The following is a 21,185-nucleotide window of genomic DNA, read 5'->3' as shown; positions in this document are numbered from 1 at the left end:
CTCAGTCCTTGTCGAACTCGGCGTCGATGACGTCGTCGTCACCGCCACCGCCCGGGCTGCCACCGGTCGCACCGTCCCCGGTGGTGTCCTGGTCGGGACCGCCCGTGGCGGCGCCGGCCTGATGCGCCGTCAACCCTGCCAGCACCTGCTGGAGTTCGGAGGTCAGGGGCCGCACCCGCTCCACGCCTGCCTCCTCCTTGACCGCCGCCCGGGCATCCGACACCAGCATCTCGGCGCGTGACTTCTCGTGCGCGGGTGCGGCGTCGCCGAGCTCGGCGAGGCGCTTTTCGACCTGGTATGCGACGGCGTCGAGCTCGTTGCGGGCGTCGACGGCCTCGCGCAGGGCCTTGTCCTCGCCCTGGTTGCGCTCGGCCTCCTGGACCATGCGTTCGACTTCGCCGCGGTCGAGGTTGGAGCTCTCGGTGATGGTGATGCCCTGTTCCTTGCCGGTGTCCTGGTCCCGGGCCTTGACGTTGAGGATGCCGTTGGCGTCGACGTCGAAAGTGACCTCGATCTGGGGTTCGCCGCGTGGCGCCGGGCGGATGTCGGTGAGCTGGAAGCGGCCGAGGACCCGGTTGTCGGCGGCCCGTTCGCGCTCGCCCTGGAGGACGACGATGTCGACGGCGGGCTGGTTGTCCTCGGCGGTGGAGAAGGTCTCGGTGCGGCGCACGGGGATGGTGGTGTTCCGCTCGATGATCTTCGTCATCACGCCGCCGCGTGTCTCGACACCCAGCGACAGGGGCGTGACGTCGAGCAGCAGGACGTCCTTGACCTCGCCCTTGAGCACCCCGGCCTGGATCGCGGCACCCAGGGCCACGACCTCGTCGGGGTTGACGCTCATGTTGGGTTCCTTGCCGCCGGTCAGCCGGCGCACGAGGGCCTGGACGGCGGGGATGCGGGTGGAACCGCCGACGAGGATGACCTCGTCGATGTCGCTCTCGCCGACCTTGGCGTCGGCCATGGCCTGCTTGACCGGTTCCAGGCACCGCTCCACCAGGTCGCTGGTGATCTGCTCGAACGTGGACCGCATGACCGAGTCGGTCAGATGCTTGGGCCCCGAGGCATCGGCGGTGATGAACGGCAGGCTGACCTGCGTCTGCGTCACCGAACTGAGCTCGGTCTTGGCCTTCTCCGCCGCCTCGAACAGGCGCTGCAGGGCCTGCGGGTCCTGGCGCAGATCGATCCCGTTCTCCTTCTGGAAGTCGTCCGCGAGGTAGTCCACCAGGCGCCGGTCGAAGTCGTCACCGCCCAGGTGGCTGTCGCCCGCCGTCGAACGCACCTCGACCACGCCGTCGCCGACGTCGAGGATGCTCACGTCGAAGGTGCCGCCGCCCAGGTCGAAGACGAGGACGGTCTCGTGCTCCTTCTTGTCCATGCCGTACGCGAGGGCGGCCGCGGTCGGCTCGTTGATGATCCGCAGGACCTCCAGTCCCGCGATCCGCCCGGCGTCCTTGGTGGCGGTGCGCTGGGCGTCGTTGAAGTAGGCGGGCACGGTGATGACCGCCTCCGTGACCCGTTCCCCGAGCTGCTTGGAGGCGTCGTCGGCGAGTTTGCGCAGCACCTGGGCGCTGATCTCCTCGGGCGCGTAGAGCTTGTCGCGCACCTTGAAGCGGGCGACACCGCCCGGGCCCTCCACGACGTCGTACGCCACCGCCCTGGCCTCGTCCGAGATCTCGTCGAAGTGCCGCCCGATGAACCGCTTCGCCGAGTAGATGGTGCCCTTGGGGTTGAGGATCGCCTGGCGCCGGGCCAACTGGCCCACCAGCCGTTCCCCGGTGTCCGTGAAGGCCACTACGGACGGTGTCGTTCGGTTGCCCTCGCTGTTGGGCACGACGGAAGGCTCGCCGCCCTCCCACACGGCGATCACCGAGTTCGTGGTGCCCAGGTCGATGCCCACTGCCTTGGCCATGAGGAACTCCTCCCGGTGCGGCGCCATGCGCCACAGCTGCGGTCCGATCGTTCAGGTGGGGGCGGGACGTGTGCCGGTGTCGGTGGTCACCGGCCCGCCGCGCAGCCGTACGGCCTTGTCGGCGACGGCCTCGTCCGCCGGCGTCGGGGGCCGGCCGCCCCCAGCACGCCCCAGCCTCGCGAACCGAGCGGCTCCGCGCCTGCCCCCCACAGGTCAGAGAACGGCGAGAGCGGTCGCCCCGCGAGCACGAGTGAATGCGGAGAAATCGGGTGAAGCAGGCCGCGGAGGGGTACGCGAGAGCCGCTCACCTTTATGAAGGCTCGGAAAGGGAGTGATCCCATGGCCGACCGCTGGGCCCGTGACCTGCGCCGAGGCCGTCCCGTCCCGGAAAGCGGCCTTCCAGGGGGCCGTGCCGGGCGGCTGCCGACCGCCTCGGCAAGGGGGTCCCGCCCGCGTCTTCCGATGCCGGCCGATCCTCCAGACGCACTGCTGGCAGTCTCCCGAGCCCTGTTCGACGCGGGGGACGAGGACGAGATCCTGCGCCTGGCCCTGGACCATGTGCCGTCCGTCGGACCGTACAGGGCCGAGGCCGGTTACCTCAGGGTGCACGGCCGGCTGGTCCCCGGCCCGCAAGCCGAGCCGGACCATGCGCCGGCCGTCGACCGGACGGTGCGGGAGCTGGCCGGGGAGGACGGCCCCGTCGACGTTCCCGGCCGGTCATGGGGCCGGGCCCTGGCCCTGCACGGGCCCGGTGGCCTGCACGGATACCTCGTGGTGACGTCTCGTTCCCGGCCCACCCACGCCCAGCACTTCCTGCTGGCCATGCTGGTACGGCTCACCGCCGCGGCCCTGTCGGTCGCCCACGCGCGCCGCCGCGGCCAGGAGGACGTCCTGCAGCTGTATCAGCTGCGTCGGGAACGGGCGACGCTCCAGCAGCGGCTGATCTCCCTCGTGGTCGGGGCGGGATATCAGCGAGCGGTACACGAGGCGCTCGCCGAAGGCGCGGCATCGGGCGGCGGCGAGGAAGCCATCACCAGCGCACTGCACGCGCTGACCGGATTCCCGGTGCTGGTGGAGGACCCCTTCGGCCGGCTGCGGTCCTGGACCGGCCCCGGCCGCCCCGACCCCTATCCCGACCCGAACCCCGCACGCCACGAGGAGATGCTCCAGCAGGCGGCCCGCAGAGGTGGACCGGTGCGGATCAAGGATCGGCTCATCTCCGTGATCCGCCCCCGCGGTGAGGTCCTCGGAACACTGGCCCTGATCGATCCCCGGAACGAGGCCGACGACTACACCGTGTTCGCCCTGGAGCACGCCGCCACGTCCCTCGCCCTGGAGCTGTCGCATGTGCGTCATCTGGCGGAGGTGGAGCTGCGGCTGCACCGCGAGCTGGTCGACGATCTCCTGGCCGGCACGGACGAGGCCAGCGCCTACGCCCGGGCCGAGGCGTTCGGACACGACCTGCGCCGCGTCCAGTACGTGGTCGTCGTGCGGTGGAGGAGCCACGTCTCCGACGAGGCTTTCGCGCGGATCGTGGGCCAGTCGGCTTCGGCCGTGGGCATGCCGTCATTGGTGACTCGGCGTTCCGACCACGTGGTCCTGGTCACCACGGGCAGGCCCGATGACGATGCCTTGTACGAGGCGCTCGCCCGGAAGACCGGAACGACTGACGGGACGATCGGGGTGAGCGCCCGCTGCACCACCCCGGACGGTATCCCCGGCAGCTACCAGGAGGCACTGCGCGCCCTGGAGGTACGCCGGCGGTCCCGAAGCAGGCAGGGCATGACGTTCTTCGAGGATCTGGGCCTCTACCGCATCCTCGGACCCGGCAACGACTACCAGGAGCTGGAGGGGTTCGTCCGGGAATGGCTGGGAGAGCTCATCGACTACGACGGTCTGCACCGCGCGGCGCTCGTGGAGACTCTGTCCCGGTACTTCGACTGCGGCGGCAACTACGCCGAGACCGCCGATTCCCTCGCGATCCACCGCAGCACGCTTCGCTACCGTCTCCAGCGCATCCGCGAGATCAGCGGCCATGACCTCACGGACGTGGAGGACCGGCTCAATCTGCAGGTGGCGACCCGGGTGTGGAAGATCATGCTGGGCGGGCCCGGTTGAGGGGCCGCGGTGAGTTGAGGACGCTGTCCCCCGACGGATGCGTCGCAGGCCCATGACGGACGAGGCCGCCGCCACTTCGAGACCGAGCAGATGGCGGCGGCGTGACACAGGACAGCCCTCAGTCACAGGAGGCCCTGTACCGCGGTCAGCGGTCGCCGCCGAAGTGGTCGAGCAGCGCATCATGGCAGTCCTCCGCGCCGACCGGGCTTCGCGAGAAGGCCAGCACGCCGTCGACGACGCCTTCCCTCTTGGCCTCGGCCAACTGCGCCTCGACATCCGCGATGTACTCGGCGCACTCGGGGCTGACGGGCTTCTCGGGCTGCGACTCAGGCGCCGGAGAGGCGTTCAGCGCGACGGTGGCAGAGCCACCGGCCACACACAGCACCACCCACGCGGCAATCCACACCCGGCGGCTCATCCGTAACGGCTTGGGCATGCAGGCATCCTACGAGCGTCACGTTGAGCCTCGCCAGGCGCGGTCGGAACCAAAATCCCTGGTCAGATGCGATGCTGAGATGCTCGAGAGCCTGCCTACCGAATCAACGCGTGAGGTAGTGGATCAATGAGCTACTTCGACATCGCATCGATCGACACGCTCTCCTGGCAGGTGACTGGCCTTACCGTCAGGCTGCCCCCATGTCGTTTCCGTCCAAGACGTCCTCCCCGCCGCCACCTAGTCTGACGTCAGAAGCTCAGCCCGTGACGAGGAGACGCAGATGCGCAAGCTGGTCTACACCGGATTCATGTCGCTCGACGGCGTGCTGGACTCGCCCGGTGGGCCCGAGGAAGGGCACCGCAGCGGCGGCTGGGTGGTGAAGGACCTGGAGTTCGTCCCGGAGGCCTGGTCGCTCAAGGGGGAGGAACTCGAGGACACGACGGCGCTGATGTTCGGCCGTCGCAGCTACGAGGCCTTCGCATCGGTCTGGCCCGCCTCCGAGGACCACGCCGCCTACAAGGAGCTGCCCAAGTACGTGGTGTCCAGCACGCTGCCGGACGACGCCCTCGTCGACGGATGGGGCCCCTCGACGATCCTGCGCACTACGGAGGACGTCGCCCGGCTCAAGGAGAGCGAGGGCGGCGCCATCTACATCCACGGAAGCGCCGAGCTGGCGCGGCGGCTGTCGGAGGCCGGCCTGATCGACCAGTACAACCTGCTCGTCTTCCCCGTTCTTCTCGGCGCGGGCAAGAGCCTGTTCCACCGGGCCGACCAGGACAAGCAGATGCTGTCGCTGCGCGAGTCGGAGAGCTACTCCAACGGCATCCTGAAGCTGATCTACGACGTCAAGCGCTGACCCAGGTCCAATGCGATCGCGCCGCCCTCGCCCTCGCGCAGTTGTCCGGCGGTGCGACCCACGTAGGTGCGCAGTGCCCGCGCGAGGTGCGGCTCGTCGAAGTAGTCCAGCTTGGCGACGACGTCGGCGGCCGTGTCTCCGGCCGCCAGCAGCTCCGCAGCCGTACGGGCCCGTTCGATCTGCCGGACCGCCCCTCGCGTCAGACCGGTGGCCGCCCGGAAGCGGCGCTCGACGGTACGGCCGGACACATCCGGTTCGTGGCCGCGCAGCACCTCGGCGACGAGCGGGTCGCGGACCACGATCCCGGCTTCGACCAGTCGGTCGACCAGGGCCTCGGCGTCGTCAGCGCCGGGTGTCTCCCAGCGGGCACCGTCCAGTCGGAACGTACGACGGGTCGTGTCGGGGAGTTCCGCGCCTCCATCGACCAGCTGCGGCGTGGGCAGGGCCCGCAGCGAGGTACCGACGGCGAACTCGATGCCGGTGAAGGCGGCACCCTCCGGGACGGGTGCCGTGCTCGTCCGGGTCTCCGGGCCGATGACCGCCGCGTAGGGCCGGCCGTCCTGCTCCCAGAACACCAGACCCCAGCGCACACCGGCGACGGACGTCATCGCCGTGACCTGCTCGCTCGTGCAGGTCCACACACTGTCGACCCACGGTGAGTCCGACCGCCGTATCCCGAAACGCAGCTCCACACCCGCAGCGTACGACCGCGGACCGGTCGCGGTCTGCTTCAGACGCGGGCGAGCTCGGCCGCGCCGAAGGAGACGTCGAAGCGGTCGCACCAGATGCTGACGCTGGTGTAGCGGGCGGGGTCGACGTCGTCGGGCAGGACGTAGTTCTGGCTTCCCTTGTTGCCCTTGAGCTTGCCCAGGCTGACGTACTCGCCGTCGTCGAAGACGTGCCAGCCGGCCCTGCCCTCCTGCACCGGTGCGTCGGTCAGCAACACGCGAAGGTCCGGTCCATTGCTGGTGTCGAGGTTCTCCAGCCGGACGACATGGGAGCCGTCGGCCAGCTCCACGAGTCGCACACTGCCCGACGTGGCGTGCTCGTGGCTGATCAGTTCACCGCCGGCAAGCGTCCGAGGCCCGGTCGGCGGTGACGGCGTCCCGGACTGCCCCGTGGGTGGGGCTGACGTGACAACGGCCCCCGGCAGAGCCTCCTGGACGGTCTCGTCCTGCCACAGCTTCCACGGCTGGAACCAGTACAGTCCGAAACCGACCCCGGCCACCGCCACTGCCAGCACCGTGATGATCCACGGCCTGGTCAGGAAGGCCTTCCGCCGCCCGCTTCCCATGGTTGCCTCGCCCTTCGAAGAGTCGTCTGTCGCCACCCATTCAACGAGGCGGGACCTGCCGGCCGCAGCAGTCAGGAGATGACGGAATCCTTACGGCGCCACCACGCCTCGACTACTTCCCTCGGCTCAGTGCACGGTCACTCCGCGCTGACGACCGAACCGATTCCCCAGGAGGTCGGAATCCGCCATCACCCTGGCAGACTGTGCGCCACGTGGGGGGAGATCGTCATGCCGGATGAACTGAACGTCCAACGCCTACTCGGCGACCAGCCGTTCGCCGAGATCGGTCGGCCGGTGTGGGCGGTGGAGGACATGCCTCACGGTTGCGTCATCGTCGCCGGTGACCTCGGGCACGTCATGTGGCGCGGCACCGGCGAGTGGCTTGCCCACCGGATCGGCGTGTACGAGGCCGGCACCCTCCGTCCGCGCCATGTCGTCGCGTCCCGCTACCCCGTATGTGCCGTCGAACCCCACCCCGACCTGCCGCTCGTCGCCGTCGGAACCGGCCGCTACGACGGCTCGTGGGACTTCCAGGGAGAGCTGCTCCTGCTCCATCTGGAAACCGGTCAAGTGACCAACCTCCTGAGCAAGAGCCGTCAAGTGCGCCACCTGCGTTGGCTGGAGGACGGCAGGCTCGCGATGCTGCTCTCCCCCGAGGACAAGGACGGCGGCTTCCGCAAGGGCTTCGAACTGGCCGTCGCGGCGGACGACTGGCTCTCCGCTCCGCCCGGTCTGATCGACCCCGACCGCACACGCCATCCCATGGTCGAGAGCGGACTCCTGTACGACCCACGGGTGGAGGACACGCTCGCGCGTCTTACGCAGGGCCGTTGGCGGCGGCGAGGGGAGGTGCGGGACCTCGCGGTGCTGGTGGACGGCCGGGTGCTCGCCACCGGCCGGCACACGGACCTCGAGTGCTGGGACCCGTCGGGCGGGTTGACCTGGGCGCTCCCCGCCGCCGGGGAGGGCAGCGTCCGTGTCGAGGCGGCCCCGGACGGCCGGTCGGCGTGGGTGACCTACCGGGGCTACGAGCGCGACGAGGTGGCGGGCCGACGAGTCGACCGCGGGACCACGGTCCGGCGGATAGCGACGGCGGACGGCCGTGTGCTGGACGAGGTGAACCTGCCGTCGGCCCCGGCACCGTCCGCCACACGCGAGGGCTGGCTCGCCCTGTGCCCGCGCGGCCGCGAGGCACACGCGGCACGCGTCCTCGCCCCCACACACCGGGAAGTGGCACGCACGGACCTGGCCCCCAACCGCTCCAACTCCCCCGCACTACGGGTCAGAAACAGCGCCCGACTGCTGTACGTGGACGGTCCCGGCCCCGACGACGCCGCACCGTGGATCAACGCGATCGAGCCTCCGGGCGAGCAGGGTCAGGCCGTTCTGCGCGCCCTGTTCCCCTTGCGCTGGGACCCGGCGTCGGCGCTCCAACCCTGGTACGGGCCCGCCGTCGAACTGCCGGACGCCCTGGTCCACGCGGGCCGGTCCTACCGACAGGGCGCCACCTACGCGGAGGCCCGCGAGGGCACGTACGTCGTGAGCCGACGGCTGCCGGACGGGGCGCCACGCTGGGTGTACGAGACCGACAAGCCCCTCGCCGACCTCGACGGCGACGAGCGGAGGGTCTACGTCGCCTACCTCACGGGCGAGGTGGAGATCCTGGACCCGGCGACCGGCGAGGTCCGAGCCCGACACACCCTGAGCGCCCACGGCCACGCGGTCACACCGACGTCCATGGCGTACCGGCCGGAGCAACGGCGGTTGGTCGTCGGGACGGTGGACGGGCGGATCCTGGACTGTTCGGTCCCGGAGTGAAAGCCACTTGAAAGCCCTCTGACGTCTCCGGCGCCTCCCGCTCGCTCGAGCACCAGGGCTCGTGACGAGGCGGGCGTGCTCCAGCAAGCGTCTGCGCCGCGCCAGGTCACCGAAGGGGGCGGGAACGCCCGGCGTCGGAGCCGTAGGCGTCCCAGTCGGCGCGCCCGCCCGGGCCCATGACCCCGACGTCTCCGGCCAGTTCCTCGGAGGTCGATCGCCGCAGCTCGCGACGGGCCACGCGGGCGACCACGGCGGGAAACAGCGGGCGCAGGGGCTGGCACCAGCGCAGCCAGGGCGGTGCGTAGATGTGGAGGGCGCGGCGGTGAACGCCTGCGGTGATCCACTCGGCGACCTGGTCGGGGCTGTGCACGCGGCGGGCGAACCACGGCTGGTGCCCCCGTAGGGCCCGGAGGACCGGGTGATCCTCCAGCCCGCTGATCATGTCGGTTCCGGTCCAGTGGACGTAGGCGATGCCGACGGCGACACCATCGGGCTCGACCTCGCCGCGCAGGGCCAGTGCGAAGGATTCCGCACCCGCTTTGGAGGCGCAGTACGCGCTCATCATGGGTGCCGAGCCGAAGGCGGCGGTCGAGGCGATCTGCAGAAAGTATCCGCGCGTAAGGGCCAGTTGCGGGAGGAAGGCGCGGGCGGTGTTGGCGGCACCGATCAGGTTGACGTCGATGACACGCCGCCACAGGTCGGCGTCCATCTGGCGGAACGGTCCGCCCGCTGCCACGCCGGCGTTGGCGACGACCACGGACGCGTCCCCCAGCTGCCGCGCGACCTGCTCCGCCGCGTGGTCGAGTGCGTCCTGGTCGGTGACGTCCGCCTCGATACACAGGGTCGGGCCGGGAAGTGCCGATGCCGCCTGGTGGAGGGTCTGCGCCTCGCGACCCAGCAGCGCGACACGCATGCCGGCGCCGGACAACTGCTGCGCGAGGGCCGAGCCGATTCCGCGGGCGGCCCCGGTGATGACAGCGACCCGCCCCCGCAGAGGAGAGTCGTGGGCGGCGTCCATGTGCATACGGTTCTCGCTCTCCACTGCTTCGACGTGCCGACGCGTTCTGCGTGTGCCCTCCCTGGCACCAGGGCGGGTGAAACCCGGCACGGGGCCCTCTCATCCCTTCGGACCCCTGCGGCCGCGTCAGGAGCCGTCCGGCTCACCTCGTGTGCGCCGGGCGGCCCGGCACGTCAGCCGGGGCCAGCCTCCTGCGGATGGGACCGTGTACGCTGCCTCGACACCCCAACACCCCATAGAGGACCGCCTGATGAGCCGAGCAGTCGTGAACGGCGCCACGCTCCACTACGACGACACCGGCCCGTCGACGGGGCTGCCGGTCCTCCTCATCCACGGGCACCCCTTCAACCGCACCCTGTGGACTCCGCAGAGCAAGCAGCTGGCCGCGGCCGGCTACCGCGTCATCACCCCGGACCTGCGGGGGTACGGCGACAGCGACGTCACTCCCGGACGGGTGTACCTGTCCGACTTCGCGGACGACCTTGTCGGCCTCCTGGACACGCTCGGCATCGACCAGGCAGTGGTCGGCGGTGTCTCGATGGGCGGTCAGATCGCCATGGAGGTGCACCGCCGGTACGCCCACCGCGTACGCGCCCTCGTCCTGTCGGACACCTCGTCGCCCGCCGAGAGCACCGAGGGCAAGGCGTTCCGCAACCGCCTGGCCGACAGGCTGCTCGCCGACGGCATGGCCGGTTACGCGGACGAGGTCATCGACAAGATGCTGGCCGCGTACAACGTCACCGCCCTGCCCGACGTCGCCGCCCACGTCCTCGGCATGATGCGTGCCACCGACCCCCGAGGCGCCGCGGCCGCTCTGCGCGGGCGTGCCGAACGCCCGGACTACGGCGGGACGCTCGCCGCCGCGCGGTGTCCCGTACTGATCCTCGTCGGTGCCGACGACGTGTACACCCCGGTGTCCGACGCCGAAGCCATCGGCCGCCTCGTGCCGCACGCCGAACTGTGCGTCATCGAGGGTGCCGGGCACCTTCCGGGCGCGGAGCAGCCGGAACGCTTCAACGAGGCTCTGCTGCGCTTCCTGCAGACACAAGTCGCCGCCGACCTGGCTTGACGACGGGCCACTCAACAGCCCCCTCATAGACGTCGCGCGGGTCGGCCGGATCCGGGCGGTTCCCAGGAACGGACGGGGCGGCGTTCAGGTGACGTGATGGTCGGTGCTCGTTCCGACCAGAAACGCCTTGAGGATGCGGCGCAGGCGGGGTTCGACCTCGACGATGGCGTGTCCCAGCCGGGGGTCGCTGGTGTAGAGATCCCGCAGGCGGGGGCCCGGGCTGGCCATCTGCCACAGGGCACCGGCCATGCCGGTGGCGGTGGAGATCAGATCGAGCATCTGATGCTGATCGAGACCCAGGAGGCGGTGCACTTCGGCGCCGATCAGGTCAACTTCGCGCAGGGTGACGAGTTTGAACGCGCGTACCGCCTCGAGTGACACGTTGCGTTCCAGGTTCAGGGGCGCCTGAGCGAGAAGGTCACAGAACACGGGACGTGCCGCGAGCGTCGAGGCGAAGGCCTCGGCGACGCCGGCGGGGTCCGCCGTCTTGCATGCCCGCAGCTGGGCACGGAGCTCTGCCGACCATTCGCGCCAGCCTTCGGCGGTGAGCTCGAGAAAGATCTGCTCCCTGGTCTCGAAGTAGCGCAGCAGGGCAGATTTGTGCATGCCCACTTCGGCGGCGATATCGGTGAGGCTCACCTCCCGGATGCCGCGTTCCCGGCCGAGCCTGCGGGCAGCTTCCAAGATCGCCGTCTCGCGCGCCTGTTTTGCTTCCGCGCTGCGGGCGCGCTGGAAGGAGGCTGGTGGGTGCGTCATAGAGCCATCATAGGAACACATAACGCAACGATGTTGCCTTATTAAGAGAACGGTGTTTCACTAACAGCATGAGTGAAGACACTGACACCCGCACCGCACACCAGCGCGTCTGGTTCGTCACCGGCTCCTCCCGCGGCCTCGGACGCGCCTTGATCACCGCCATCCTCGATGCGGGGGACCTCGTCGCCGCCACCGCCCGCAACCCCGAGGCCCTCGCCGAGGAGCTGAAGGGCTACGGCGACCGAGTTCTCGCACTGCCTCTGGACGTCACCAGCGCTGAAGCCTCCCGCGCGGCGATCGACGCCACGCTCGACCGCTTCGGCCGCCTCGACGTCGTGGTCAACAACGCCGGCTACGCGAACGTGTCCCCGGTCGAGACCTCGGACGACCACGACTTCCGCACCCAGTTCGACACCAACTTCTGGGGCGTCTACAACGTCTCCAAGGCAGCGCTGCCCGTTCTGCGACAGCAGGGCTCGGGCACCGTGGTCCAGATCTCCTCGGTCGGCGGACGCGTCGGCGGCTCCCCCGGCATCGCCTCCTACCAGGCTGCCAAATTCGCCGTCGACGGCTTCACCAGGTCTTTGGCCGCTGAGACGGCACCGTTCGGGTTGCGATTCATGGTCGTCGAGCCGAGCGGCTTCGCCACCGACTGGGCCGGCTCCTCCATGACCGTCCACGCCACACCGGACGCCTATGACAGCACCGTGGGGGCTATGAACCGCAGAGTGCGCCAGGGCGCGGCCGGCAGTGCCGGCGACCCGAATCGCGCCGCTGAAATCATCGTCCGCACGGTGCAGCGCGGCGAGGTTCCGAGCCACCTCCTCCTCGGAGTGAATGCGGTGGACCTGGCGCTCGACTACTCCCGCGGCCAGCTCACCGAGGCGGAAGCCTGGGAGGCGGTGAGCCGCTCGGCCGATTTCGCCGAGCCGTACCCGGTGGAGCTGCCGCCACCGTCGGGGCAGTGACCCCGATGCCGGCCGCCTGACCGGCCGGTCGGTGCACGGGAGGTGGCAGGTACGAGATCGAAGCACACTCGCCGGAAGCCCTGCCGCCACCGGTCACCACCGCTCGGAGTGGAGCCCCGGCGCAGGTGGCGTCACCGACGCCGAGGGCCACGGGTGACGTCGGACGAGCCCCCCAGGTGCTCTGCCCTCGCGCGAACGGCTGCCCGGGTCACCGACCGCGGCGCGCATGCGGCTATGTTCGAAGGAGGAAGCCAGGGGCATGGCCGGGGGCGTCACTGGACGCTTCCTTCCCCAACGGTGGTGCGAGAAGGGAACGCATACCTCGATGAACCACCAGAAGGTCCGCGACCAGATGAGCGACGCCGTCGTCCGTGTCCAGGCCGGTACGCCGTTCAAGGAGATCGCCCATCTGCTCCAGGAGTACGACATCACCGCCGTTCCCGTCGTGGACGACCAGAACCGTCCACTGGGGGTGGTGTCGGAGGCCGACCTCCTCCAGAAGATGTGGGGCGAGCCGCAGGGCGACGAGGACGGAGCGGACGCGTCGGCGGGGCCCGACAAGGCACGCGCCACCGACGCGGCAGGGCTGATGACGTCTCCGGCGCTGTGTGCGCGGGAGGACTGGAGCGTGGTCGACGCGGCCCGGATGATGGCGCGGCACCGCGTCAAGCGGCTCCTCGTCGTCGATGCCGACGGTCGCCTGATCGGCGTGGTGAGCAGGAGCGACCTGCTGCGGGTGTATCTGCGGACGGATCAGGCGATCCGCAGGGAGATCGTCGAGGAGGTCCTCGTCAAGGCCCTGGGCGAGTCCCCTGCCGAAGTGCAGGTGGACGTCACGCACGGCCATGTCGTGCTCAGTGGGCACCTGTCGTCCCGGACGGCCGTCCCCGTACTCAAGGACATGTGCCGGGCTGTCGACGGGGTGGTGGCCGTGGAATACAGGCCGCCACGCGCAGCCGAATCCGACGGCCCTTCGGGAGATGCGGCAGACGGCTGAGCGGGGCGGGCTCCGCACCTCACAGCGCCTGCGCGCCACCCCGGCCCGGGCCACGGAGATCGAACTCGGGACGCCGGAGTTGCGACAGTTGGATGGCCTGGCGATGGCCCGATGACCCCAGTCACCGCGGGGCACATCCCTCGCCCCCAGTGGTCGCGTACGTCATCATCCCGGGCATCGACCGCTCCGACGAGCAGCACTGGCAGACGTTGTGGGAGCGGCAGTGGGGCGCCTCAGCAGTGAGGATCTCCCCTGCCTCCTGGTCCGCCCCCGACCTGGACGACTGGGTCGACGCCGTCCAGGAGGCGTACCAAGACGCCTCCAAGCAAGACGGTCACGTCGCCCTGGCGGCGCATAGCCTGGGCTGCTGGGCGGCGTCCACCTGGCTGAACAAGTACCCTTCGAGCCAGATATGCGGCGCATTCATGGTCGCCCCTCCCGACCCGCACGGGCCCGCGTTCCCGCGCCAGGCAGCCGCCACGTTCACCGGACTGTCCGCAGAACCGTTGCCGCGCCCGGCCCTGGTCGTGGGCAGCGCCAACGACCCGTACTGCACCCCCGAGGCAGCCGCCGGCTTCGTGGCACGATGGGAGGCACAATGGCACCTGGCGGGTGCGTGCGGACACCTCAACTCCACCAGCGGCCTGGGCGCTTGGCAGCACGGCCGGGTACTCCTGGGCTCGCTGACCCGGCAGTGATCAACTCCGTATCGGCACATAGCCACCAGGCCTCGCAGTAGACGCGGCACGGATAACCTGCACGGATGGAGCGGATGCAGCGGGCCGCCGGCGCGGTCGTCGGCTCGGCGGTGGGGGACGCGCTGGGCGGTCCCTTCGAGTTCGGACCCCCGGGAGCCTTTTCCGTACGCTTCCCCGTCCCCGGTGCCGGCGGCGAGATGTGCGGAGGCGGCGGCTGGGATCCGGGCGAGGCCACAGACGACACACAGATGGCGGTCCTGGTCGCGGAGTCCCTGCTCGACCGGGGCGGACTGGACCTGCCGGACATCTTCGCCCGCTTCCAGCGGTGGGCGGCAGCCGAGCCGAAGGACATCGGCCTGCAGACCGAAGACGTACTGGCGAACGGTATGCCGTGGGACCTCGCCGCCGCGATTCACTTCCAGGTCAATCAACGAGCGGCGGGAAACGGCTCGTTGATGCGAGCGTCCACCTCTGCGGTCTACTTCGCGCGCGCCGGCCAGGAAGCCACCATGGACGCGGCCCGCCGCATCGCTGCTCTCACCCACGGCGACCGCGCAGCCTGGGAAGGCACCGCGATCTATCACGAGCTCATCCGTGTGACGCTCGAGGACATCGACCCGCTCGCCGCGCTCCCGGACATCCTGGCTCGTGTCCATCCCGACCACCGAGGTCGCTATGCCACGGTCCTCGCACAGGACTGGCACCCCGACCAGGCGACGGAGTTCAACGGTGCCGTCTGGCCCTGCCTTGGCTCCGCCGTCTGGGCCATGCGCACCACCGACAGCTTCGAGGGAGCCATGCGCGCGGCGATCGACCTCGGCGGCGACACGGACACGGTCGCCGCGGTCACGGGAGGGCTTGCGGGTGCGTACTACGGCCTGGATGCCATTCCCGCCCCCTGGAGCGAGTTGCTCCACGTCCCTCTCCCAGGATTCGACGGGCGAGTCCTACACCTGCCGGACCTTCTTCACCTCGCACACCGTCTCACCGCCTGAACCGCGGTCCTCACCACCGATCGGCCGATCGACGCGCAGGGCCGGAGTGCAAGGTCCCTACTCCCCTGGACCGTTCGCGATCCTGCGTCAGTCCGCGACCGGCCGATGCCTGAGGTGTGGTGGTCCGCGCGGCATGCGAGCACGTCCCGGTCCAGTGTCAGTGGCTGCCTCTACTCTTCCTGGCGATCACTGACGAGCGACGGAGAGGCCGCCGTGACCACCGAGGACACGACCATGAGGGATATCGAGGCAGCCATGGCGTTGCAGCATTCAGGCGACCTCGACGGTGCGCGGCTGCGATTCTCCGAGATCTGGGAGGTGATCGCGTCGGACGGTGACCCGTTCCATCGCTGCGTCCTCGCCCACTACATGGCCGATCTCCAGCCCGACCCGCGGGATGAGCTCGTATGGGATCTACGCGCCCTGGATGCCGCCGCGTCGGTGACCGATCAACGGGCCAAGCAGCACGACTCCTCTTTGGCTATCCGCGGGTTCTATCCATCCCTGCACCTCAACCTCGCTGCGGACTACCACAAGCTGGCAGACACGACTCAGGCCCGCACCCATCTTGCCCAGGCCCAAGAACACCTTGACGCGCTCAACGACGACGTCTACGGCCACGGCATCCGATCGGCGATGCAACGGCTCGCAGACCAACTCGCCGACGAGAGCGCCGCGCGCGACGGTTTCGAATGAGTGAAGAGGTGGAACGGGCAAGCGCCTTGGTCCCAGTGCAGTATCACCAATTCGACATCAGCGATGAGGACACGCCGACGGGCCCCGACCTCGACCGCCGACATAACGGGCTTGCGCGAGTCATCGACGGCGTCATAGTCGTCATGACCGGCATCCACACAGGCAACGTCGACGTCACGGTCACCCTGCACCGACCGAACCCGCCCTCACCAGCGACCGCTGGCAGGAGATCGTGGAGATCTCGGCGCGCTCCCTCGCCGGCGAGCTGATGATCCGCGGCGTCTTGGACGACCTCCACGAAGAACTCCCCATCCTGTCGTTCCAGGGCCCCGGCGAGTACCGCCTCCGTATTCACGCCCGGGGCCGGGATACCGCCGTCGACTGTGCGCCGAACGAAGTCACCGAGTGGTACCTCATCCAGGCCTGGCCCTCTCCGGCTCGAGAGGCGACAGTGCTGCGCCAGCCCGTACGGAACGAGGCACCCTCAGCCGTTGCCACACCGATCGAGACCGGGGTAAAGAAAGTGTCCCTCTGATGAGCCCTCCCCTAGGCTCAGCGCGTGAGTGATCGGATACAGAAGATCGTGACGCACCTGCCCGACCTTAAAAGCGTCAGTGAGGTGTGTGACACGGCCGAGCACAGGCTTGCCCAAGGCGACGCCACATTCCTGGCCGATCTCGGTATCGCGCTGGCCGAAAGGTACGGTTCCTCCGCCACTCCCATCTGGCAGTACCGCGGTGTTTTTGACCATCTCCTGCGTCTGCTGGCCATGACTCCGGGCCCGGAGAATGTCGAGCAGGCACTGCGGCTCCTGCGGGCCGCGTCGCGCGGCAACCGGAAGGTGGCCCGTCACGCGGCTTCGCTTCTCGCCGATGGCCAGGCCGCGAAGGACCTGGTCATCGCTTTCGCTGGTGGCAGCTCGCGTGCGGCTGCCTCGGCCCCGGAAGAGTTTCGCGCGTGCCTGCTGCAGGAGTTGCTTCTCAGGAACGTCCTGATCGCCGAGTTGCCTGCGATCCACGCATGGGCGACCTCACCTCACTGGCGCCACCATCCGCTCGCATGGCTGCCATTGGAGTTGTCGGTGACCGAGGAGAGGCCACCGCTGCCGAGCTACTCCATGGGTGGCACCGCTTATGCACTCCCCTATGGACCTGAGGGCGGACCCAATATCACGCTGGGCAGCGTGACACCCCTGCCCCAGGCGATCGATACAACGACGGCGGAGTTCAGAAGCGCTGCCGCCACGGCGGTTGCCAACTGGGCGGAGGAGTCCAACGGCCGGAGCGAGGCCGGATCGTTCGAACTGGCGGCGCCAGTCGAGGCCGCGATCCTTCCTGGCCTGCTTGCGTCGCTGGGACTGGAGTGTCTGAAGAGTGTCGGTTCGGACAAAGATTTCGCCCTCTCCGCCTGCCGCCCGGAGAACGTATGGCGCATGCTTTTCGCGGCCGCGTCGACAGGTGGGGCGTACAACGACGGTGTCTACGGTGCCTACGGGAGACTGGCCGCCTGGCGTTCCCTCGCAGCTTTGTCCGGAACCTCCACAGCAGCGCCGTTCGGTGAGGTGGAGCAGAACACGCAGGAATGCGACTGGTACAGCTTCGGGGCCGCTACGGAGTGGTTCGAGGGCGTGGCCTGGGACATAGGGTTGGTCTCCGTCGTCCCAGGAGCCCGGCGCATTGCCGTTCTCGCGGCCACGGACACGGACTGATCCGGCCGAAGGGGACGGGACCACCCCCTGGGCTGGGTCCGGACAGAAGGGTTCGGTGATCACGGGGCGTATATCGCGCGCCCTACGCGAACCCCGCGCTCTACGATCACTCAGGCACCAGAGCCATAGGGGGCAGGAATGCTGGCGGGCATAGAGGCCGGGACCAGGGCAGCAGAGCTACTTGCGAAAGGTGCGCCGCTTCACGCCACACTCCACGTCGCCGATCCCCGTGACTGGCTCGCGCTGGACGCAGGGGTGCGTGAGATCGCCTGGTACCGCCCGCAGCTTCTGCCGGAGTGGGAGCACTCTCACCCCCTGCCCACCGACCTGGCTCAGCTCGACGAATCTCGCCTCGCACTCGCCCTCTGCCACCGTGACGGCCGAATACGGCAGGAGGCTCTGGTCCAGTCGGTTCGCTACCCCGGGCTGCTGCCACTGGTCGTGATTCGCTGTGCCGACTGGGCCGCACCGGTGCGCGAGCTCGCTCAGGATCTGCTGCGGGCGGCCCTGGACGTGGGCTCTGCCCTTGAGCTTGCGCCGCTCATCCTCCGGGTCGGACACCGAGGCAGGGGTGCCGTCGGGCTCGATCTGCTCGGCCAGACCCTGCGTCGCGCATCCCGCGGGCAACTCGCTGTTCTCTTCTCCGCCCCCGACCGAACGGTACGGCGCTTCGCGTACCGGCTGGCCGTCGAGGGCCGACTCCTCCCGCCAGCGGAACTGGCCCACACGGCCGCCCAGGACCAGGACACCGTGGTCCAGGACCTCTGTGCCACTGCGGCCCTCGCGGCATGCGCGGATCTCGCGGCCCGCGGGGATGCGGAGGCTTACGAGAGCGTGCTGGCGCCACTGCTGTCCGCGCGCAACCCGCGTACCCGTTCGGCCGGCGTCACGGCCCTGAGACGAGCAGGGCACTCGCAGCAGGCGGAACGCTTTCTCGGCGACCGATCCGGGGTCGTGCGTGCCTGCGCACGGTACGTCGTACGACAGCGCGGTGACGATCCGGTGGCCTGGTACCGAGAGCGATGCATGGCACAGGAGGACCCTGAGTTGCCGCCCGGTGCGGTCATCGGGCTGGCCGAGTGCGGAACGCGCGCGGACGCCGCGCTGTTGCTGCCCCTGCTCATGCACCCGGTGACCGGAGTGCGAACACGAGCTGTGGCAGGGCTGCGGGCCCTGGACTGTGTGGACATGGAACGGCTGCGACCGCTCCTGGATGACGCTGCCGCCGCCGTGGTCCGCGAGACCGCCGTCTCTCTGCTGCCGCACGCCAAGGAACTGCCGGCCGACTGGCTGCTGGAGCGCACCGACCGCGAGCGGCCACGGCACGTCCGCGTCGGGGCGTTCCGGCTGCTCGACGCGCGTGGCGGCATCGTGGCGCTGCGCGCGGCGGTCGGCCTCCTCGAGGACCCTGACGTCAAGCTTCGCGCCTGGGCGGCGCAGTCAGTGCAGCGCTGGCATCCGTCGCCGGACGGGCGACGCGGCGACCCTGAGGTAGGGGAACTGCTCGACCGGTGCCGACACCTCTTCAGCGATCACGTACTGCGCCGACGGAAATGGGAGGCGGGGGTGGTGAGTTGAGGTCTTTCCGCGGTGCGGGACGCTGCTCGGGTCGCGGCGTCCTGACTCTCCGATGGTCGGCTATCTACACGGGCTGTCGCCTGCGGTTCCTCAGGTTGAGTCGTCCGGCCGGGCCCGCACGGTGATCTGTGCGTAGTCGTATCCGCCTGGATCGGACGACAGGTTGTAGGTGACCGTGAGCGTGCGGTGGACGTCGCCGAAGCGGTCGGAGTACGTCACCTCGGACGGCGTCGTGCGCTTCGGCTTCGCGGTGATGTCGTAGGTGCGGAGGAAGTCCTTGACGCTGGAGTCCTGGCCGTTGCCCACCTTGTAGCGGAGTACCGCCGTGCCGTCCTTCTGCAGTTCGGCGTGCGTGGGGACGTAGTAGCGGCCCGCGGAGGGGTGCTGGTCGTGGTGCATTCCTGCCGTTCGTTCCACGGTCTCCTGGGGGCTGTCACCCGCCGGTGTGAGCAGTGCGACGCCCGCCCAGATGAGGACGCCGAGTGTCCACGCCGCGCACAGGGCGAGGGACCAGACCAGCCACCTGCGTCGGCGCGGGTTCGGGGCTGGGCCCGTTGCGTGCGGAGGCATGCTCACCCGTTCCATGTGCGTACTTCGCTCTGGCCGCCCATGTCGTACTCCTTGGCCTGGCCCGACTGGTGGAGTCTGGCCATCTGGGCGTCCGAGACGTTGCCCATGGCCGGCACCGGTGTCGCCTTGTTCGCGTCCCAGTTGTAGCGGTCGTACACGTGGGTCTGGTAGCGAACCGTCGTTCTGGGGCGGCCGTCCGGGCCCGGGACGACCTCGACCTGGGCGACCGTGTTGTAGTGGAAGGATCCGACCGCGTGGTACCAGTCCGGGTCCTTCTCGGCGGTCCAGCCCTGCCAGCCGGTCTGCTGGACCATTTTCACGGGCTTCCCGGTGCGCTCGTACTCGGCGAGCGCCTGCGCCTCCCAGTTGGGGACGTTCTCCGCGAGCTGTGTCTCCACGTTGCGGTTCATGTCCGGGACAACACGGTCGCCCATCAGCGCGTCCACGTCGATGTCCAGTGGCTCTCCGGTGTTGGAGAGGTAGTGCAGCATGTGCTTGGCGGATTGAGGGCCGCCGAGGACCGCGGGGGAACCCATCGCGTAGAAGCCCATTTTGTTCTTGATGGCACGGTCCTCGTCCGTGGCTTCACGGGTGTCGTAGTCGCCGGAGCCCTCGTCCGGGGCCGGCGGTGGGAGCAGCACTCCGCCCGCACCGGAGAAGACGCTGTTCAGGGCCTTGGCGCCCTCGGTGTCGGCCTTGACGGCGGCCTCGGTCCGCTCGTCCAGGACGGAGTACGCCACCGCCTTCTTGATGCGTTCGAGTTCGTAGCCGGTGTGCTCGTTGACGTCGGCCGCGTAGCTGAGGGCGGCGGTCACACGGGTGAGGAGGCTGTCCGCGTTCTCCTGGTCCTGCCGGGCCGCTGCCGCGCTGTCCGGGTCGTTGGGCGGGTAGTCCCGTTCGGGGACGGTGACGCCTCCGCTGTCGTGCAGGGTCAGGTCATGTGCCCGGGCGGTCTTCTGCGCTTCGTCGAGCCACGTGCGGGCGAGCTCGAACCCGCTCCGCGCCGCCTCGAGGGTGCTCGCCGCGGCCTTCGACTCGCGTTGGGCGATGGTCAGTTCGTCGTGCATGACGGACAGTTGGACGCGAGCCATCACGGCGGAGGGGCCCGCCCAGACGAAGGGCAGTTTGAGCAGGACGTTCTGGACGTGCTCGCGTGCCTCGGCGGCCGCGGCGGCCAGGTCGACCCATTCACCGGCAGCGCGCGACCATGCCTCGGGACGTACGTCCTCCAGGTCCCCGACCCTGATGTCCTGCCGCTCGACGGCGTCCTCGTGCGTGTGGTCCTGGCCCTCTGGGCGGTCGGTGAGCGTTGCCATTACTCGTTCCCCTCGAGCGACGCGAGGATCGCCTGGAAGTCCTGCGCCGTACGGTGTTCCTGGGCGGTGTAGTTCGTGTGCGTCTGGCGCATCTTGTCGGCCAGCGAACGGCACTGCTTGGCCAGTCGCGTGATTTCGTCGTCCCAATCGCTCGTGGTCGACCTGAGCATGCGTCCGCTGGTGAGCATGTGGTGGATACGCGCCGTCGCGTCGGACTCCGCCAGCCCCTTGTCCGCTTTCTCGAGGATGTGCGCGGCCAGGTCCAGTTCATCCGCCATCTTGCCGAGTTCGGCGTTGCTCACGCCGTAACCGTTGTCGTCGGCGCCGCCGGCCTGGGTGGCGGCGGCATTGTTCGGGCCTGGGGCGCTCATCGGGCCGGTCCCGG

At 69.5% G+C, this 21,185-nt stretch carries 21 protein-coding genes; 12 read left to right on the top strand and 9 right to left on the bottom strand.

Going from position 1 to position 21,185, the window contains the following annotated elements; translation table 11 throughout:
* Position 1: 1 nt before the first annotated feature.
* Positions 2-1,909, bottom strand: a complete 1,908-nt coding sequence (gene dnaK / locus KBY32_RS11740; RefSeq protein WP_210979890.1) for a molecular chaperone DnaK — start codon at positions 1,907-1,909, stop codon at positions 2-4.
* Between the two features lie 339 nt (positions 1,910-2,248).
* Here dnaK and KBY32_RS11735 point away from each other — a divergent pair, with 339 nt between their 5' ends.
* Positions 2,249-4,027: a helix-turn-helix domain-containing protein gene (locus KBY32_RS11735; protein ID WP_210979889.1), complete on the top strand. Its 1,779-nt coding sequence runs from the start codon at positions 2,249-2,251 to the stop codon at positions 4,025-4,027.
* Between the two features lie 145 nt (positions 4,028-4,172).
* On the opposite strand, the gene KBY32_RS11730 is transcribed toward KBY32_RS11735, so the two are convergent.
* Positions 4,173-4,463 (bottom strand): hypothetical protein, encoded by a 291-nt coding sequence (locus tag KBY32_RS11730; protein ID WP_210979888.1) that lies wholly within the window; start codon positions 4,461-4,463, stop codon positions 4,173-4,175.
* A 280-nt stretch (positions 4,464-4,743) separates the two neighbouring features.
* Here KBY32_RS11730 and KBY32_RS11725 point away from each other — a divergent pair, with 280 nt between their 5' ends.
* The gene (locus tag KBY32_RS11725) at positions 4,744-5,319 is read left to right on the top strand and encodes a dihydrofolate reductase family protein (RefSeq protein WP_210979887.1); all 576 of its coding nucleotides are present in this window, start codon (positions 4,744-4,746) and stop codon (positions 5,317-5,319) included.
* On the opposite strand, the gene KBY32_RS11720 is transcribed toward KBY32_RS11725, so the two are convergent.
* Together KBY32_RS11720 and KBY32_RS11715 are read right to left on the bottom strand one after the other, a co-directional pair.
* A complete protein-coding gene (locus tag KBY32_RS11720; protein WP_210979886.1) occupies positions 5,301-6,011 on the bottom strand; it encodes a helix-turn-helix domain-containing protein in 711 nt (236 codons plus the stop codon). The two genes, KBY32_RS11725 and KBY32_RS11720, sit on opposite strands and share 19 nt — an antisense overlap.
* Before the next feature lie 38 nt (positions 6,012-6,049).
* Positions 6,050-6,613, bottom strand: a complete 564-nt coding sequence (locus KBY32_RS11715) for a DM13 domain-containing protein (protein WP_210979885.1) — start codon at positions 6,611-6,613, stop codon at positions 6,050-6,052.
* Positions 6,614-6,841: 228 nt separating this feature from the next.
* Here KBY32_RS11715 and KBY32_RS11710 point away from each other — a divergent pair, with 228 nt between their 5' ends.
* Positions 6,842-8,431: a hypothetical protein gene (locus tag KBY32_RS11710; protein WP_210979884.1), complete on the top strand. Its 1,590-nt coding sequence runs from the start codon at positions 6,842-6,844 to the stop codon at positions 8,429-8,431.
* A 106-nt stretch (positions 8,432-8,537) separates the two neighbouring features.
* Here the strand turns inward: KBY32_RS11710 and KBY32_RS11705 are convergent, their stop codons facing one another.
* Positions 8,538-9,449 carry an SDR family oxidoreductase gene (locus KBY32_RS11705; protein ID WP_247689326.1) on the bottom strand — a complete coding sequence of 304 codons (912 nt, stop codon included), beginning with the start codon at positions 9,447-9,449 and terminating at the stop codon, positions 8,538-8,540.
* A 250-nt stretch (positions 9,450-9,699) separates the two neighbouring features.
* Here KBY32_RS11705 and KBY32_RS11700 point away from each other — a divergent pair, with 250 nt between their 5' ends.
* Complete coding sequence (locus tag KBY32_RS11700; RefSeq protein WP_210979883.1) at positions 9,700-10,518, top strand: alpha/beta fold hydrolase; 819 nt, start codon at positions 9,700-9,702, stop codon at positions 10,516-10,518.
* Between the two features lie 84 nt (positions 10,519-10,602).
* Here the strand turns inward: KBY32_RS11700 and KBY32_RS11695 are convergent, their stop codons facing one another.
* A complete protein-coding gene (locus KBY32_RS11695; RefSeq protein ID WP_210979882.1) occupies positions 10,603-11,274 on the bottom strand; it encodes a TetR/AcrR family transcriptional regulator in 672 nt (223 codons plus the stop codon).
* A 68-nt stretch (positions 11,275-11,342) separates the two neighbouring features.
* Here KBY32_RS11695 and KBY32_RS11690 point away from each other — a divergent pair, with 68 nt between their 5' ends.
* The 8 genes from KBY32_RS11690 (at position 11,343) to KBY32_RS11655 (ending at position 18,914) form a co-directional block, all read left to right on the top strand.
* Positions 11,343-12,242: an SDR family NAD(P)-dependent oxidoreductase gene (locus KBY32_RS11690; RefSeq protein ID WP_210979881.1), complete on the top strand. Its 900-nt coding sequence runs from the start codon at positions 11,343-11,345 to the stop codon at positions 12,240-12,242.
* A gap of 325 nt (positions 12,243-12,567) precedes the next feature.
* Positions 12,568-13,239, top strand: coding sequence for a CBS domain-containing protein (locus tag KBY32_RS11685; RefSeq protein WP_210979880.1), 672 nt, complete (start codon positions 12,568-12,570; stop codon positions 13,237-13,239).
* A gap of 149 nt (positions 13,240-13,388) precedes the next feature.
* Positions 13,389-13,937 carry an alpha/beta hydrolase gene (locus KBY32_RS11680; RefSeq protein WP_210979879.1) on the top strand — a complete coding sequence of 183 codons (549 nt, stop codon included), beginning with the start codon at positions 13,389-13,391 and terminating at the stop codon, positions 13,935-13,937.
* 65 nt (positions 13,938-14,002) lie between these two features.
* Entirely contained in the window at positions 14,003-14,932 is a 930-nt protein-coding gene (locus KBY32_RS11675) for an ADP-ribosylglycohydrolase family protein (protein WP_210979878.1), read from the top strand.
* A gap of 213 nt (positions 14,933-15,145) precedes the next feature.
* Positions 15,146-15,628, top strand: coding sequence for a hypothetical protein (locus tag KBY32_RS11670; protein ID WP_210979877.1), 483 nt, complete (start codon positions 15,146-15,148; stop codon positions 15,626-15,628).
* A gap of 232 nt (positions 15,629-15,860) precedes the next feature.
* Positions 15,861-16,163, top strand: coding sequence for a hypothetical protein (locus KBY32_RS11665; RefSeq protein WP_210979876.1), 303 nt, complete (start codon positions 15,861-15,863; stop codon positions 16,161-16,163).
* 24 nt (positions 16,164-16,187) lie between these two features.
* Positions 16,188-17,336, top strand: a complete 1,149-nt coding sequence (locus KBY32_RS11660; RefSeq protein WP_210979875.1) for a DUF6183 family protein — start codon at positions 16,188-16,190, stop codon at positions 17,334-17,336.
* 138 nt (positions 17,337-17,474) lie between these two features.
* Positions 17,475-18,914, top strand: a complete 1,440-nt coding sequence (locus tag KBY32_RS11655; protein ID WP_247689325.1) for a hypothetical protein — start codon at positions 17,475-17,477, stop codon at positions 18,912-18,914.
* A gap of 90 nt (positions 18,915-19,004) precedes the next feature.
* On the opposite strand, the gene KBY32_RS11650 is transcribed toward KBY32_RS11655, so the two are convergent.
* From KBY32_RS11650 to KBY32_RS11640, 3 genes are read right to left on the bottom strand one after another with little or no spacing between them, the layout of a single operon-like run.
* On the bottom strand, positions 19,005-19,484 hold the full coding sequence (locus KBY32_RS11650) for a hypothetical protein (protein ID WP_210979874.1): 480 nt from the start codon (positions 19,482-19,484) through the stop codon (positions 19,005-19,007).
* Between the two features lie 2 nt (positions 19,485-19,486).
* Entirely contained in the window at positions 19,487-20,800 is a 1,314-nt protein-coding gene (locus tag KBY32_RS11645) for a hypothetical protein (RefSeq protein WP_210979873.1), read from the bottom strand.
* Entirely contained in the window at positions 20,800-21,171 is a 372-nt protein-coding gene (locus KBY32_RS11640) for a hypothetical protein (protein WP_210979872.1), read from the bottom strand. Before KBY32_RS11640 ends, KBY32_RS11645 begins: the two co-directional genes overlap by 1 nt.
* Positions 21,172-21,185 lie beyond the last annotated feature (14 nt).

The organism is Streptomyces sp. RK62, assembly GCF_018070255.1.
Classification (GTDB): Bacteria; Actinomycetota; Actinomycetes; order Streptomycetales; family Streptomycetaceae; genus Streptomyces; species Streptomyces nigra.
This window is presented reverse-complemented; position numbering and strand designations above follow the sequence as displayed.

Coding starts and splice junctions, on each gene's coding strand:
- dnaK (WP_210979890.1), bottom strand. CDS start 1,909: ATGGCCAAGGCAGTGGGCATCGACCTGGGCACCACGAACTCGGTGATC.
- KBY32_RS11735 (WP_210979889.1), top strand. CDS start 2,249: ATGGCCGACCGCTGGGCCCGTGACCTGCGCCGAGGCCGTCCCGTCCCG.
- KBY32_RS11730 (WP_210979888.1), bottom strand. CDS start 4,463: ATGCCCAAGCCGTTACGGATGAGCCGCCGGGTGTGGATTGCCGCGTGG.
- KBY32_RS11725 (WP_210979887.1), top strand. CDS start 4,744: ATGCGCAAGCTGGTCTACACCGGATTCATGTCGCTCGACGGCGTGCTG.
- KBY32_RS11715 (WP_210979885.1), bottom strand. CDS start 6,613: ATGGGAAGCGGGCGGCGGAAGGCCTTCCTGACCAGGCCGTGGATCATC.
- KBY32_RS11710 (WP_210979884.1), top strand. CDS start 6,842: ATGCCGGATGAACTGAACGTCCAACGCCTACTCGGCGACCAGCCGTTC.
- KBY32_RS11705 (WP_247689326.1), bottom strand. CDS start 9,449: ATGGACGCCGCCCACGACTCTCCTCTGCGGGGGCGGGTCGCTGTCATC.
- KBY32_RS11700 (WP_210979883.1), top strand. CDS start 9,700: ATGAGCCGAGCAGTCGTGAACGGCGCCACGCTCCACTACGACGACACC.
- KBY32_RS11695 (WP_210979882.1), bottom strand. CDS start 11,274: ATGACGCACCCACCAGCCTCCTTCCAGCGCGCCCGCAGCGCGGAAGCA.
- KBY32_RS11690 (WP_210979881.1), top strand. CDS start 11,343: ATGAGTGAAGACACTGACACCCGCACCGCACACCAGCGCGTCTGGTTC.
- KBY32_RS11685 (WP_210979880.1), top strand. CDS start 12,568: ATGAACCACCAGAAGGTCCGCGACCAGATGAGCGACGCCGTCGTCCGT.
- KBY32_RS11675 (WP_210979878.1), top strand. CDS start 14,003: ATGGAGCGGATGCAGCGGGCCGCCGGCGCGGTCGTCGGCTCGGCGGTG.
- KBY32_RS11655 (WP_247689325.1), top strand. CDS start 17,475: ATGCTGGCGGGCATAGAGGCCGGGACCAGGGCAGCAGAGCTACTTGCG.
- KBY32_RS11650 (WP_210979874.1), bottom strand. CDS start 19,484: ATGCCTCCGCACGCAACGGGCCCAGCCCCGAACCCGCGCCGACGCAGG.
- KBY32_RS11645 (WP_210979873.1), bottom strand. CDS start 20,800: ATGGCAACGCTCACCGACCGCCCAGAGGGCCAGGACCACACGCACGAG.
- KBY32_RS11640 (WP_210979872.1), bottom strand. CDS start 21,171: ATGAGCGCCCCAGGCCCGAACAATGCCGCCGCCACCCAGGCCGGCGGC.